The sequence below is a fragment of the Kribbella sp. NPDC104740 genome (genome assembly GCF_055583505.1).
The window spans coordinates 380,319-394,475 of the sequence record NZ_JBVJNV010000004.1; the positions used below are offsets into that span (position 1 = coordinate 380,319).

The following is a 14,157-nucleotide window of genomic DNA, read 5'->3' on the forward strand; positions in this document are numbered from 1 at the left end:
GTCGCGCCGTGGCGGCTGCGGGCGTGCGGTTCGCTAAGCTGCAACGACTTGTTGTCAGGCGGGAGTAGCGGGAACCACTGATGTCGGTGCGTGTGCTTCGGCCCGCCTTGTGGATCGCCCTGCCCGTCGTGACCGTCGTCCTGACCTCGGGCGTCGGCGACCCGGTCGCGGAGACGATCAGGTACCTGATCACCTGGCTGCTGACCGTGCTGATCCCGGGGGTCATGCTCTGGCGGGTCTTGACGGGCGGGCGATCGCTGCCGCAGGACCTGGGGTTCGGAGCGGTGCTCGGGATCAGCTGGCAACTGATCGTGTGGGCGGCGTGCACGGGGCTCGGAATGCCTGTCCTGCAATGGATTCCGGCCCTCGGGTTCTACCTCGTCTTCTTCGCCGTGCCCGGGCTCCGGCGTCAGCTGACCTGGCGGCCGGGCCCGCAGTGGTGGCAGCCGGTGCTGGCTTCGATGCTGCTGCTCGCCGTCCTGCGGACCGTGGTCGGCGTGCTCCGGGCCTGGCCGCTGCCCCCGATCGCCTTCGACCGGCACCAGGACGTCTGGTACCAGCTCGGCCTGATCCAGGTGCTGCAGCACGACATCACTCCGCAGGACCCGTCGGTCCTGGGCGAGCCGCTGATCTACCACTGGTTCGCCAACGCCTCGATCGCCGGGCAGTCGGTGATGGCGAACATCGAACCGTCGCACGTCCTGATGCACCACTGGCAGCTCACGTTCGTGATCAGCCTGGTCCTGGCGGGATGGGCGGCAGGAGAGGCGCTGAGCGGGAAGCCGTGGGCCGGCGCTGTGGCCGGCGTACTGACCGGAGTGCTTCCCGGGACGCTGCAGCTCGTCTCCAGGCCCGGCGCCGAGGTGTCTCCGGCGCAGGTCGTCCAGGGCCCGACGGGTGCGCTGGCGGCCGTGGTGATGCTCGGGCTGGTCGGCCCGACGGTGCTGATCCTGCGCAAACAGGCCACGGGTGGGACCTGGGCCGCGCTGATCCTGATGATCGCGCTCGCGGCCGGCACCAAGCCGACGCTGCTGCCGATCATGCTGGTCGGCGCGGTGGTCGTCGGTCTCTTCGCCTGGATCAACGAACGCCGGATGCCTTGGCGCGTTGTCTGCCTGGCCGTGACGGCCGGCGCGTTCCTGGTCGCGGCGACTTTCAGCTTGACGGGCAGTACGGGCGGCAGCCGGATCCAGTTCCTGGCGGCGCTCCGCGCCCTTCCGTTCTACCCCTCGGTCTCCGGGGACCGCTCCTACCCAGCGACTGGCGGATGGGTCCTCCCTTCGCTGGCGACCGGCGAAGCCCGGCTGGTGCTGTTCGTCGTGGTGCTCGTTGCCTACTACTTCTTCATCAACGCCGCTCGCCTCCTCTCTCTGCTCGGTACGGCGGCCAGCCCGGCGCGCCGCGATCCGGCGTACTGGTGGCTGGCGGGGTGCGTCGCAGCGGGCACGGGGATCACTCTCGTCTTCTCCCACACGGGCTACTCGGAGTACCACTTCGTCCGGACCGTCACGGGGCTCGGTGTGGTCGGCACAGTGGCCCTGGCCTCAACGCTGGTCGACGAGACGACGAGGTGGCGGCCGCTGCTCGTCGCCGGGATCGGGGGGCTGACGACGGCTTGGCTGATCCGGCTGTTCTGGTTCCCCGCGCCCGAGGTGCCGACGACGGTGGGGGCGGCCCTCGTCGCTCTGGTGGTGCCGTTCCAGGTCCTGGCTGTGGTCGGGGTCATCGTCGTCGTGCTCACCAGGCAGCGTTCCCGGTCGTTGGTCTTCCTCGAAGTCGTCGTGCTGGTCGTCGCCGCGAGCCTCCCGAGTCAGCTCGCGACCTTCGCCAACAACGTGCAGCGTTCGGTGACGGGTCGGCCGGTGCTGGCCAACGAGAGCAGCCGGACCTACCTCACCGAGAACGAGCAGCTGGCGATGATCTGGCTGGCCGGCGCCGCCCGGCCCGGAGACGTTGCGGTCAGCAACGTGTTCTGCATGCCGGTGCGCTTCCGCCCGGGCTGCCCGGACGACGCGTTCTGGACCTCCGGCCTGAGCGGCGTCCAGCAGTACCTGGGGGCCTGGGCCTACGCGCCGAAGAACCTGGAGGCGACGCACAACCAGACCAGCTTCCTCACCCAGCCGCCGCCCTGGCCCGACCGGCTCGCCGACAGCCTGGCGGCCGTCGAGCGGCCGACGTCTGAGTTGCTCGCCCGGCTGCGGGATCAGCACGGGGTGGACTGGATCATCGCGGACCTCCGGGCCGGGCCGGTGTCGGCGCGGCTCGGCGTACCGGCGTACGAGAACGGTGACGTGAAGATCTTCCGACTGCAGTAAGTAGGCTGGGCGGCATGTCTGACGGTGTGGAGGTCGAGCGGCCGACCAGGGAGCGTGCGGCGATCGGGGAGGACGGGCGGTCGCGGGACCGGAGTCGGCCGGCGGTGCCGGACCAGTTGCCGATGGCGGTGGTCGACGCGCACTGCCATCTGGACATCGCCGACGGCGAGGACGGGAACTGGCTGAGTGCCGCGGAGGCGATCAAGCTTGCCGCGTCGGTCGGGGTGACGCGGATCGTGCAGGTCGGTTGTGACCTGCCGGGCGCGCAGTGGGCCGTCGAGGCCGCCGAGCAGCACCCGAACCTGATCGCCGGTGTCGCGCTGCACCCGAACGAGGCGCCGAAGCTGAAGGAGGCCGGCGAGCTGGACAGTGCGCTGGCCGAGATCGAGCGGCTGGCTTCGAGCTCGCCCAAGGTGCGCGTGATCGGCGAGACCGGGCTGGACTACTTCCGGACCGGCGAGGACGGCCGCGCGGCGCAGCACGAGTCGTTCGCGGCGCACATCGAGCTGGCCAAACGGCTCGACAAGACGCTGATGATCCACGACCGGGACGCGCACGACGACATCCTGAAGATCCTCGACACCGAAGGCGTTCCGGACCGGTTGGTGATGCACTGCTTCTCCGGCGACACCGAGTTCGCGCGCAAGTGCGTCGAGCGCGGCGCGTTCCTCAGCTTCGCCGGGGTGGTGACGTTCAAGAACGCCCAGTCGCTGCGGGACGCGCTCGCCGTCACGCCGCTGGACCGGGTGCTGGTCGAGACCGACGCGCCGTACCTGACGCCGTCGCCGTACCGCGGGCAGCCGAACGCGTCGTACCTGATCCCGCACACCGTACGAAAGATGGCCGGCGTGCTGAACATCTCCGTCGCGGAGCTGTGCGGCGCGCTCACCGAGAACGCGTTCCGCGCGTTCGGCGGCCGCTGGTAGTGGAGTTCTCCGAGGTCGTCCGGCGGCGCCGGATGGTGCGCGACTACGACCCGGCCCGGGAGATCCCGGACGACGTACGCGAGCGGATCCTGGAGAACGGTCTGCGCGGGCCGTCGGCCGGGTTCAGCCAGGGCTGGGCGTTCCTCGTCCTCGAGGGCGCCGACCGGGACCGGTACTGGGCGATCACGGCCGCCGACGTCGACGCGAAGTATGTGCGATGGGTCACAGGGCTGCGCCGTGCGCCGCTGCTGATCCTGGCCTTCGCCGACAAGGCCGCGTACCTCGACCGGTACGCCGAGGCCGACAAGGGCCGGACCGACCGCGACGAGTCGCGCTGGGCGGCGCCGTACTGGTTCGTGGACACCGGGATGGCCTCGCTGCTGATGCTGCAGACGGTGGTGGACGAAGGGCTCGGAGCGTGCTTTTTCGGCGTACCGAGCGCGCTGCTGCCGGCCGTGAAGGCCGAGTTCGGCGTACCGGAGGAGCAGCTGTTCGTGGGGGTGATCGCGATCGGCTACCCGGCCCCCGATCGGCGGTCGCCGTCGCTGCGCCGAGGGCGCCGCGGCACCGCCGAAGTGGTCCACCGCGGCCAGTGGGGCCGACACGCCGGGTAGTCGGCCCATTACACCTTTTCCGGCGCGCCGGGGGAGAGGATTGGCGCTCTCGGGACTTCTTCGTTACTGTCTCGTGATGTTGGCCGGGATCGGGGAAGGTTCCGGGCAGCACGCCCCTCGGCGGAGACCAAGTTCTCCGGGTCCACAAAGCCCGGCGATCTCGGTGCCTGCCTGTGCTGTCGGACCCCGTGCCCGGGTAGCCCTACCTGGGAGCATGAGTGCGTAAGTCCATCATTGCGGCCGTCGGTGCGACGGCTGCGATCGCCGTCGTGGGCGGCAGCGTGGCCTATGCGAGCAAGAGCAAGACGGTGAGTCTGTCGATCGACGGCCAGGTGCAGAAGGTGCACACCTTCGGCTCGACCGTCGCCGACGCCCTGCAGGCCAAGGACATCCAGGTCGGTGAGCGTGACCTGGTCGCGCCCGCGCTGGACGCCGAGCTGCAGGACGGTCAGGAGATCGCGGTGCAGTACGGCCGCCAGCTGACCGTCAACCAAGACGGCACCACGAAGAACTTCTGGACCACGGCCGACAGCGTGAACGAGGCGCTGACCGACCTGGGACTGCGCTACGACGGCGCGTTCCTGTCCACCAGCCGCAGTGCCCCGATCGGGCGCGAAGGGCTGTCGCTGGAGGTCCGGACCCCGAAGACCGTGCAGTTCGTGCGGCAGGGCAAGGTCGTCTCGGTGCGGTCGATGGCGATGACCGTCGGCGAGGCGCTGACCGGTGCGAAGGTCGGCTACGACAAGGACGACCGGATCACCCCGGCCGTCGCGACCGCGCTGAAGCCGGGCGTCAACCGGATCACCGTGGTCAAGGTCGACGTCAAGAAGGTCACCAGGACCGAGGCGATCGCCTTCGAGAAGAAGGAGACCAAGTCGGCCGAGCTGACCGAGGGCGAGAAGAAGACCACCAAGCCCGGCAAGGCCGGCAGCAAGACGGTCGACTACCTGCTCACCTACGTCGACGGCAAGCTGGTCACCACCAAGACGCTGGCCACCAAGACCGTCTCCGAGCCGGTCGACGAGCTGGTCACGGTCGGCACCAAGCCGAAGGCCGACGGCGGCACCTCCGACGAGGAGCCGGCCACCGGTGACACCAGCGCCTGGGACCGGATCGCCGAGTGCGAGTCCGGTGGCGACTGGCACATCAACACCGGCAACGGGTACTCCGGCGGCCTGCAGTTCAGCAAGGGCACCTGGGTGAACTACGGCGGCGACAAGTACGCCCCGGAGGCGTACCAGGCGAGCAAGGCGCAGCAGATCGCGATCGCCGAGAAGGTCCGCGCCGCGCGCGGCGGGTACGGCGACTGGCCGGTCTGCGGCAAGCGCGCGTGACACACTGACCCGTGTGAGCAACACCGAATCATCCACTTCCGCCGGACCGAGACTGCTCGGTCCGGCGGAAGTGCGTTCACTGGCCAACAGCCTCGGGCTGCGGCCGACCAAGCAGCGCGGCCAGAACTTCGTCATCGACCCGAACACCGTGCGCCGGATCGTCCGCGCGGCCGAGCTCGATCCGGCCGGTGAGACGGTGCTGGAGATCGGTCCCGGGCTCGGCTCGCTGACGCTGGCGCTGCTCGCCGAGGGGCACGCGGTGACCGCGGTCGAGATCGACCCGCTGCTGGCCGGCAAGCTGCCGTCCACGATCGCGGAGTACGCGCCCGGCCAGGCCGCGGCGTTCACCGTCGTCGAGGCCGACGCGATGGAGGTCAGCGCCGACGCGATCGGTACGCCGTCCGCCTGCGTCGCCAACCTGCCCTACAACGTCGCCGTACCGGTCCTGCTGCACCTGCTCGCGATCGCGCCGTCGCTGCGGCACGGGCTGGTGATGGTCCAGTCCGAGGTCGCCGACCGGCTGGCCGCGCCTCCTGGGTCGCGTACGTACGGCGTACCGTCCGCGAAGGCCGCCTGGTACGCCGACGTCCGCCGGGCCGGCCCGATCGGGCGCAACGTCTTCTGGCCGGCGCCGAACGTCGACTCCGGACTCGTTGCCTTCACCCGACGGGAGCCACCGGCAACGACCGCCTCCCGCGAGGAGGTCTTCACGGTGATCGAGGCCGCGTTCTCGCAGCGCCGCAAGACCGTCCGGTCCGCGCTGGCCCGCTGGATCCCGGACCGCGCGCTGCTCGACGAGGTGTTCGCCGCCGCCGGGATCGACTCCGGTCTGCGCGGGGAGATGCTCGGGATCACCGAGTTCGCAGCACTCGCGGACGCCCGCCGCAAACTCACCTGATCGCGACGTGTTGTTCGCGACTGCACGAGGGCAACTGATGTCCTAGGGTGTGGCCGTGCCACCATCAGCCCAGGTCACCGTGCGGTCGCCGGCCAAGATCAATCTCGGTCTGTCGGTCGGTCCGCCGCGCCCGGACGGGTTCCACCCGCTGGCCACGGTGTACCAGGCGGTCGCGCTGTACGACGACGTCACCGCGACCCTGCGCGACGACGCCGACATCACCGTCGAGGTGGTCGGCGACTTCGCCGTCGACGTACCGACCGACGATTCGAACCTGGCCGTCCGGGCCGCGCGGCTGCTGCAGACCGAGTACGACGTCGAGGACGGCGTCGACCTGAGCATCCGCAAGACGATCCCGGTCGCCGGCGGCATGGCCGGCGGCTCCACGGACGCGGCGGCGACCCTGGTCGCCTGCAACCGCCTGTGGGGTCTCCAGCTGTCGCAGTCCGAGCTCCAGCACCTCGCGGCCGAGCTCGGCAGCGACGTCCCGTTCTGCCTCGTCGGCCACACCGCCCTCGGCCAGGGCCGCGGCGAGCAGGTCACCGAGGTGATGTCCCGCGGCACCTTCCACTGGGTCTTCGCGATCGCCGACGGCGGCCTGTCCACTCCCGAGGTGTACGCCGAGCTCGACCGCCTCCGCCCGCTCCGCCGCGTCGAGGCCCCCGAAGTCCGCCCGGAGCTCCTCTCGGCTCTCCTCTCCGGCCGCCCCGCGGCCCTCGCAGTTGCCGTCAGCAATGATCTCCAGGCGGCGGCGCTTTCGCTGCGCCCGGAATTGGCCGCCACCCTGCAATTCGGCCTCGACCAGGGCGCGCTCGCCGCGATGATCTCCGGCTCCGGCCCGACCTGCCTCTTTCTCGCCGCCGACAGCCGCCGCGCGGTCGACCTGGCCGTGGAACTGTCCGAATCCGGTCTCTGCCGGATGGTCCGCCAGGCCGAGGGCCCGGTCCCGGGCGCCAGAATTCTGCCGGCTGTAGTGAACAGATAACCCAGAGAAATACCGCAGAACAGGTTAGCCTCAGCAAACTTTCCCGCCCCGGATCGAGCAGCGGAATTTGTTCAGGTGCTGTTTGCCGGACGGCTGATCTGTCAGGCAAGGATCGGGTGATCAGGGCGCGTGGGGAGCGCCATCGGGTTTGAGGAAAAGGTCGCCATGTCTTTAGATCGTCGTGCAGTGCTGCGTGGAGCAGCTGTGGGTGGGGTCGGGTTCGCCGCTGTCGGTGCCGTGCCGTCGCTGGCGCAGGCCTCGCCCCAGGAGAAGGGCGGGACGTTCCCGCAGAACAAGCCGTTCCCGCCGCTGATGGACGACCCGAAGGGTCTGCTGGCGCTGCCCCCGGGCTTCAAGTACACGATCGTCACCCGCGCCGGTGAGACCAAGCTGAAGAGCGGCCAGCCGACGCCGGGCCTGCACGACGGCACCGCCGCGTTCTCCGACGGCCACGACTACCTGCTGATCCAGAACCACGAGATCGGCGGCAACGACCCGCTCGGTGTCCCGCAGATCAAGGGCACCGTGTACGACGCGGGCGTCGGCGCGGCCGGCGGCTGCACCGTCATCTCGGTCGACCGCAACGGCAAGAACCAGGGTGAGTGGGTCGGCATCTCCGGCACCCTGACCAACTGCGCCGGCGGCCCGACCCCGTGGGGCACCTGGATGACGTGTGAGGAGACCGAGAGCAAGGCCAACGGCACCTCCCGCCTGAAGGACCACGGCTACGTCTTCGAGGTCTGGGGCGACGGCAAGACCGCGAACCCGGTCCCGCTGAAGGCGCTCGGCCGCTACGCGCACGAGGCGCTGGCGATCGACAACGACCGCGAGCACATCTACCTGTCCGAGGACGCCTCCGGCCCGAACGGCCTGTTCTACCGGTGGACCGGCCCGCGCAAGTACCGGCTCGACCAGCGCAGCTGGAAGGACCTGGCCGACGTCGACTTCGGCACGCTCGAGGCGATGGCGATCCTCGGTGACGACGGCAAGCCGATCCCGGACGTCGCGTACCTGACGTCGGCGCAGCTGCTGCGTCCGTTCCGCGTGGCCTGGGTGAAGGTCCCCGACCGCGACGCCGTCTCGGTGTCCACCCGCAAGCAGTTCACCGACGGCCAGGTCACCCGCGGCAAGAAGTTCGAGGGCGTCTACGGCACCCACGACGGCGTGTACGTGGTGAACTCGTTCGCCAAGATGGGCACCACCGACATCCCGGCCGACGGCGTCCCGCACGAGGGCATGGTCTGGTTCTACAACTACGAGAAGGAGACCATCCAGCTGGTCACCTACTTCCCGGCCAACCCGGCCGCCGACCAGGGCTCCGCGGCGAAGTACAACGACTTCAACTTCGACGCTCCGGACAACGTGACCGTCACGCCGTGGGGTTCGCTGATCCTCGCCGAGGACGGCCTGCAGAGCAGCCACGTGCTCAGCTCGGTGCCGGGCGGCCCGACGTACGCGATCGCGCGGAACATGCTGAACGACTCCGAGTTCACCGGCCCGACGTTCTCCGACGACGGCAAGGTGCTCTTCGTCAACATGCAGACCCCGGGCATCACCTTCGCGATCACCGGTCCCTGGCGCGACTACCTCGGCTGAGCGACCTCGATGGTGGTGGGGGAGGCCGGCGCCAGTGCGGCGTCGACCTCCTCGATCACCGAGATCCCCTTCGAGCCGTCGAGGCGGTGCCAGTGCTCGGTGAGCGTGAGCACCCCCTCGGCGGTCCGGCCGGGAACGCTGTGCAGGCTGCCGGCGGTCACTGATCCGTCGGTGGCCAGCTGGCAGTACGTCGCGGTGATGGTGCCACCCTCGTCGCAGGTGCCGACCAGCCGGCCGAAGTGCAGCCGGCCGCCGCCGAACTCGGCCCAGATCAGGTTCCCGCGCTGCCGGTAGAGCCCGGTCGGCGAGCCCGGCGGGTTGTTCAGCGGGCGGAACACGCGCCCGTCGTAGTCCACGCTCATCGGCCGGTCAGGATCGAGAGCAGCATCTCGGCACCGGGCGCGCTCGCCGCCAGCCCGGTCAGCACGGCCCGTACGGCGAGCGCCGGGTCGAACCGCCGCGGTTCCAGCGCCGCGACCCCGCGCGTCACGTCCGCTGCCGCCAGAGCAGCCGGCAGCGCGCCGCCGGCCGGGTCGGGCCCACGGAGCTTGTCGCCTGCCGGATCGGCCGGCGGCGCCGAGGCCCGCGCGCGGTCCAGCAGCGGCCGCACGTACGCCTCGAACTCCCGGTACGCCGACAGCGTGAAATCACTGGCGAACCGGTCCGGCCGGTCCCAGGCCAGGTAGAGCCGGACGATGTCGACGTCCTCGTCGGTGAGGAAGTCGTTGGCCCAGATCGCGTGGTTGCGGCTGGTCGAGAACTTCTGCCCGTCGAGGGTGTAGAACTCGTTGACCTGCGCGCCGCCGATCGCGTCCGCGGGCACCCCCGCGGCCAGGTACACGGCCGGCCAGAACAGCGCGAAGTAGAACCCGTTGTCGATCCCGTTGAAGTGCCACAGCGACGCGACCTCGGACCACGCTTCCGCGGTCGCCTCGAGGCCGAGCGCGCCCGGCCGCAGCGACTGCGCGACGCCGTACACGGTGCTCAGCCCGACCTCGGCGTACACCTCGAGCCGCAGACCCTCGTGCGGCCCGGTCCCGCGCAGACCCCAGTTCGTCGGGTAGGCGATCGGTACGTCGGGCAGCGGGTGCTCCAGGTAGTGCGAGACGATCCGGCGCGCCCGCTCGGGCAGCTCGGCGCGCAGCCAGATCTCGACCAGCTCGTCGCGGTAGTCCTCCATCGGCAGCACCGGCACGGTGGCGAGGAACGGGCGGGGCTCGCCACCGCACCGGTTGCACCGGGGGCCGACCAGGTTCTCGGCCGACGTGTAGCCGCCACAGCCTTCGCAGCCACCGCCGGCCGCCTCGGCGCCGCACCAAGCGCACTCGCCGACGACGTACGACTGGTGCAGCGTGCGGTCGCAGTCCTCGCAGGCGAGCAGCTCCAGCTCACGCAGCGGGAACCGCCCGGCGTCGGTCAGGTCGGCGGCCAGCGTCGTGACGCCGTACTGGTACTCCGGGCTCTGCGGGTTCAGGAAGACGTCGTACTGGATCCGGGCGGCGTCCAGCGCGGCGACGATCTCGTTCCGGTACGCCGCCGCCAGCTTCTCGACGTCGACGCCCTCGTTCTCGGCGCGGGTCAGCACCCAGTTCTGGTGCACGTCGAAGCCGGCGGTGGTGACGACGCGTTCGCCGCGGGCCCGGGCGGCCCGCGCGGCGATGTCGGCGGCCAGGTACGGGCCGGACAGATGGCCGACGTGCAGGGGGCCGTTCGCGGTCGCGGGCGGGACGATGACAACGGTGGCGCCGGTTCTCGTCGAGGTGCTCATACGACTCCTCACAGCAGCGGCCGGGGGCTGTGACCGGCCTGGTGACAGGTGCCACCGGGCCGGTCGCAGTCCGCGACGTTACTCCCGTGCGCGCGCGTGAGGCGAGACGGAAAACCCTTGTTCACCAGGGTTTCCGGCCTCGATTTCTGAAGCGGTCGTTTGCTTGAGGATCAGCGCTGGTGGAAGCAGCAGGTCGCCGTGGCGCCGGTGGCCATGTTGACAACGCCGCCGTCCAGTTCCTGCGAGCCGCGGATCAGGAAACCGCCGAGTCCGTCCGCGACCAGGAACGCGCCCCAGGTCAGCAGCCACTCCTCGCTGCCGTCGTCGGTCGGGAAGACCTCGGGGACCGGCCGGATCCGGCGCTGCAGGACCCACGGGTTGTCCATCGCCTCGCCGATCTTGGCCGCCCAGGTGGCCTCGTCGGTCAGCCAGCCGAGCAGCACACCGTCACCGCCGTGCAGCGCGGTCGGCTTGAGCACCAGCTCCTCGCGGTTCGCGAGCGCGTACTGCTCCAGGTCCGTCTGTACGCCGTCGACCGTGACCGGACCGCTGCGCACCATCCGGGTCCACGGCAGGATCCGGTCCAGCGCGGCCAGCTCGTCGGCCGGGTAGCGGTCGCGGTAGGCCTCGTCGGACAGCAGCGCGAGCGCGCCCTTGCTGCCGTACAGCTCGGCGTCCAGCGGCGTGAAGATCGACACGTGCCCGCGCTCGGCGGCCTGCAGTACGGGCTCGAGCAGCTCGACCGCGCCGGGCTTGAGCACGTCCTCGATCATGAACAGCCGGAACACCACGTCGATCGCGCGGTCGCCCAGCCAGATCCGGTCGTCGCGGTACTCCAGCGCGTCGACCGGGCAGGGGATCGCGTCGATCCCGAGCGGCTCCAGCATCTGCGCGCTCTTGTGCAGCTGGCGTTCCAGGTCGGGGTAGCTGTCCGGGAAGTCCGCGATCGCCATCACCGGGCGGACGCCGGTCGGCACCTTCGCCTCGGTGACGATGGTGCGGACCACCTCGGTCATCGTCTCGGCGTACTCGAGCTCGTTGCTCTTGACGAAGTCGGCGATGAACGGGTGCTCCAGCATCGCCGCGTTCAGCACCGGGTTGTCGACGCCGCCGACGGTGCTGCCCATGTTGATCTCGAGCAGGTGGAAGCCGTCGGCGTCGCGGTACAGGTCCGCGCGGCCCATCCGGCTCGGCGCCGGACCGCGGCCGCGGGAGATCGCCCGGACCTGGGTCTCGGCCATCCCGACCGTGCGCGCGAACTCGGCGAGGTCGCCGCCGAAGACGCGTTCGGGAAGCCGGGTCAGCGCCGAGTGCAGCAGGTCGAGATCCGCGACCAGCTGCCGGTACGGCTCGGCTTCGAGGAAGGTCGGCCGGCTCAGGCAGCGGCCGAGGTAGGTGGTGGCGTCGAGCTCGGGGGCGGCCGCGGCGAGGATCGCACTGGCCTTCGGGCCGCGATCGGCGGCCGCCCGGAGATAGTCGTCCGTCAGGGACATCGGGAACTCCTCGTGTCCACGACGCCCGAGAACCCTTGTTCCGCGAAGTGTTTCAAACAAGACCTGGGCGGTCGTGTGGGCGGCAGGGTACTTGTCGCGGCAACTACTTCGGAAGGGCTGGAAAACCAGCTGCGCCCGGTGTTGTCCCGGCGTTACGCTCGTCAAACGTTTGTCCTGTGAGAAGGAGACCCTGATGCGCCGACTTTCGATCCACCCCATCACCACCCGATGGATCGAAACCTTGGCAGGGACCTTTGAGCACACTGACGATGGGAATCCTGGCGCATGTTGACGCCGGCAAGACCAGCCTGACCGAGCGGCTGCTGCACACGGCGGGCGTGATCGACCGCCTCGGCAGCGTCGACGCCGGCAGCACCCGCACCGACACGATGGACCTCGAACGCCGCCGCGGCATCACGATCCGCTCCGCGGTGGTCTCGTTCGAGCTCGCCGGGACGACGGTCAACCTGATCGACACCCCCGGACACTCCGACTTCATCGCCGAGGTCGAACGCGCCCTCTCGGTGCTGGACGGCGCCGTGCTGGTGATCTCCGCGGTCGAGGGGGTGCAGGTCCAGACGCGGCTGCTGATGCGCACGCTGCAAAGGCTGCGGATTCCGACGCTGCTGTTCGTGAACAAGATCGACCGGATGGGCGCCCGGTACGACGAACTGCTGGCCGATGTCCGGCGGTTGCTGACACCGGCGGTGATTCCGCTCGGCGAGGTCGAGGCGTTGGGGACGCGCGCGGCGCGCTTCACGCCGTACCCGGTGGGGCATCCGTCGATCGACGAGGTGCTTGCCGAGCGCAACGATGCGTACCTGGCGCGGTATCTGGCGGACGACCTGACTCCTGCCGCTCAGCAGGTTGAGCTTGCTGCTCAGGTCGGGGCGGCGGTCGTGCATCCGGTGTACTTCGGCTCGGCCATCACCGGCGACGGTCTCGACCCGCTGGTCGAGGGCATCACCAGTCTGTTGCCAAGAGCAAGTTCTGCGGCGGACGACCCGTTGCGGGCAACGGTTTTCAAGGTCGAGCGCGGACCGGTGGGGGAGAAGATCGCCTCCGCCCGCGTCTTCGCCGGGACGCTGCGCGCCCGCGAGCAGACGGTGATCCACCGGGCCGGCCCGGCGGCCGCCGGAGGCGGCTCGCCCTCCGGAGCGACCTACTCCGCCAAGCCTTCCTCTCTTGCGCTCTTCTCCCACGGGCGAACCGAGCGGGTCGACGCTGTGGAGGCCGGTCACATCGTCGCGCTCCGCGGCCTCAAGGAGATCCAGATCGGCGACCAGCTCGGTTCCCCCAGCGACCGCGGCGGCCGGCTCTTCGCGCCACCGACCCTCGAAACCGTCGTCCGGGCCAAGGACCGCCTCAAGCTCTTCCAGGCCCTTCAGCAGCTCGCTGAACAGGACCCACTGATCCGCGTCCGCCAGGACGACGAGATCTCCGTCAGCCTGTACGGCGAAGTCCAGAAGGAGGTGATCGCCAGCCTGCTCGCCGACGAGTACGGGCTGGACGTCACCTTCGACCAGACCCGCCCGATCCACCAGGAGCACCCGATCGGTGTCGGCTCCGCCGTACGGGAAATGGGGGAGCCCGGTAACCCCTGGATCGCCACGGTCGGGTTCCGCGTCGGTCCGGCCGAGCCCGGCGCGGGCGTCGACTACCGCCTCGGCGTCGAGCTCGGCGGTCTCCCGCGCGCCTTCCACACCGCGATCGAGGAGACCGTCCGGCAGACCCTGCTCCAAGGACTCTACGGCTGGGAGGTCGACGACGTACGGATCGAGCTGACCCGCACCGGCTACTCCTCCGTCACCTCGACCGCCGGCGACTTCCGCTCCTTGGTCCCGCCGGTGCTGATGGAGGCCCTGGCCCAGTCCGGCACCACCGTGCTGGAGCCGGTCAACCACTTCGAGCTCGACCTGCCGCCCGATGCCGTCTCCCCGATCCTCGGCCGCCTGGCCGAGTCCCACGCCACGGTCGAAACCACTCAGATCACCCCAAGCCACGCTCAACTCACCGGCCTCATCCCCGCCGCCCGAGTGCACACCTTCGAGTCCCAGCTCCCCGGCCTCACCCACGGCGAAGGCATCCTGCTCACCACCTTCGACTCCTTCCGGCCGTTCCCCGGCCCGCCACCGACCCGCCCACGCACCGACGGCAACCCGCTGAACCAGAAGGAGTACCTGGTGCATCTGAATCAGCTGTAGTACCGATCCCGTACGCTGGGGCGG

General features: G+C 70.1%; 11 protein-coding genes. 8 read left to right on the forward strand and 3 right to left on the reverse strand.

Going from position 1 to position 14,157, the window contains the following annotated elements:
• Window positions 1-80 precede the first annotated feature (80 nt).
• The 7 genes from ACZ6Z4_RS22850 (at window position 81) to ACZ6Z4_RS22880 (ending at window position 8,668) form a co-directional block, all read left to right on the forward strand.
• Window positions 81-2,315 (forward strand): hypothetical protein, encoded by a 2,235-nt coding sequence (locus ACZ6Z4_RS22850; RefSeq protein ID WP_465567904.1) that lies wholly within the window; start codon window positions 81-83, stop codon window positions 2,313-2,315.
• A gap of 14 nt (window positions 2,316-2,329) precedes the next feature.
• Complete coding sequence (locus ACZ6Z4_RS22855) at window positions 2,330-3,241, forward strand: TatD family hydrolase (RefSeq protein ID WP_465567907.1); 912 nt, start codon at window positions 2,330-2,332, stop codon at window positions 3,239-3,241.
• Window positions 3,241-3,855 (forward strand): nitroreductase family protein, encoded by a 615-nt coding sequence (locus ACZ6Z4_RS22860; protein WP_465567910.1) that lies wholly within the window; start codon window positions 3,241-3,243, stop codon window positions 3,853-3,855. Before ACZ6Z4_RS22855 ends, ACZ6Z4_RS22860 begins: the two co-directional genes overlap by 1 nt.
• A gap of 218 nt (window positions 3,856-4,073) precedes the next feature.
• A complete protein-coding gene (locus ACZ6Z4_RS22865; protein ID WP_465567913.1) occupies window positions 4,074-5,189 on the forward strand; it encodes a transglycosylase family protein in 1,116 nt (371 codons plus the stop codon).
• Between the two features lie 13 nt (window positions 5,190-5,202).
• Window positions 5,203-6,087 carry a 16S rRNA (adenine(1518)-N(6)/adenine(1519)-N(6))-dimethyltransferase RsmA gene (rsmA, locus tag ACZ6Z4_RS22870; RefSeq protein ID WP_465567916.1) on the forward strand — a complete coding sequence of 295 codons (885 nt, stop codon included), beginning with the start codon at window positions 5,203-5,205 and terminating at the stop codon, window positions 6,085-6,087.
• 49 nt (window positions 6,088-6,136) lie between these two features.
• A complete protein-coding gene (locus tag ACZ6Z4_RS22875; RefSeq protein ID WP_363665508.1) occupies window positions 6,137-7,072 on the forward strand; it encodes a 4-(cytidine 5'-diphospho)-2-C-methyl-D-erythritol kinase in 936 nt (311 codons plus the stop codon).
• A gap of 204 nt (window positions 7,073-7,276) precedes the next feature.
• Complete coding sequence (locus ACZ6Z4_RS22880; protein WP_465567924.1) at window positions 7,277-8,668, forward strand: alkaline phosphatase PhoX; 1,392 nt, start codon at window positions 7,277-7,279, stop codon at window positions 8,666-8,668.
• On the opposite strand, the gene ACZ6Z4_RS22885 is transcribed toward ACZ6Z4_RS22880, so the two are convergent.
• The 3 genes from ACZ6Z4_RS22885 to ACZ6Z4_RS22895 form a co-directional block, all read right to left on the reverse strand.
• Complete coding sequence (locus ACZ6Z4_RS22885) at window positions 8,656-9,030, reverse strand: avidin-fold protein (protein ID WP_465567927.1); 375 nt, start codon at window positions 9,028-9,030, stop codon at window positions 8,656-8,658. The genes ACZ6Z4_RS22880 and ACZ6Z4_RS22885 overlap by 13 nt on opposite strands.
• Complete coding sequence (locus ACZ6Z4_RS22890) at window positions 9,027-10,436, reverse strand: class I tRNA ligase family protein (RefSeq protein ID WP_465567930.1); 1,410 nt, start codon at window positions 10,434-10,436, stop codon at window positions 9,027-9,029. The genes ACZ6Z4_RS22885 and ACZ6Z4_RS22890 overlap by 4 nt, the downstream gene beginning before the upstream one ends.
• Window positions 10,437-10,606: 170 nt before the next feature.
• Window positions 10,607-11,929: a hypothetical protein gene (locus tag ACZ6Z4_RS22895; RefSeq protein WP_363665504.1), complete on the reverse strand. Its 1,323-nt coding sequence runs from the start codon at window positions 11,927-11,929 to the stop codon at window positions 10,607-10,609.
• A 254-nt stretch (window positions 11,930-12,183) separates the two neighbouring features.
• Between ACZ6Z4_RS22895 and ACZ6Z4_RS22900 the strand changes: the two genes are divergently transcribed.
• Window positions 12,184-14,133, forward strand: coding sequence for a GTP-binding protein (locus ACZ6Z4_RS22900; protein ID WP_465567933.1), 1,950 nt, complete (start codon window positions 12,184-12,186; stop codon window positions 14,131-14,133).
• The last annotated feature ends 24 nt before the right edge of the window (window positions 14,134-14,157 follow it).

Bases quoted from the DNA above. Each gene is read 5' to 3' on its own strand.
- ACZ6Z4_RS22850 (WP_465567904.1), top strand. From the start codon at position 81: ATGTCGGTGCGTGTGCTTCGGCCCGCCTTGTGGATCGCCCTGCCCGTC.
- ACZ6Z4_RS22895 (WP_363665504.1), bottom strand. From the start codon at position 11,929: ATGTCCCTGACGGACGACTATCTCCGGGCGGCCGCCGATCGCGGCCCG.
- ACZ6Z4_RS22885 (WP_465567927.1), bottom strand. From the start codon at position 9,030: ATGAGCGTGGACTACGACGGGCGCGTGTTCCGCCCGCTGAACAACCCG.
- ACZ6Z4_RS22855 (WP_465567907.1), top strand. From the start codon at position 2,330: ATGTCTGACGGTGTGGAGGTCGAGCGGCCGACCAGGGAGCGTGCGGCG.
- ACZ6Z4_RS22890 (WP_465567930.1), bottom strand. From the start codon at position 10,436: ATGAGCACCTCGACGAGAACCGGCGCCACCGTTGTCATCGTCCCGCCC.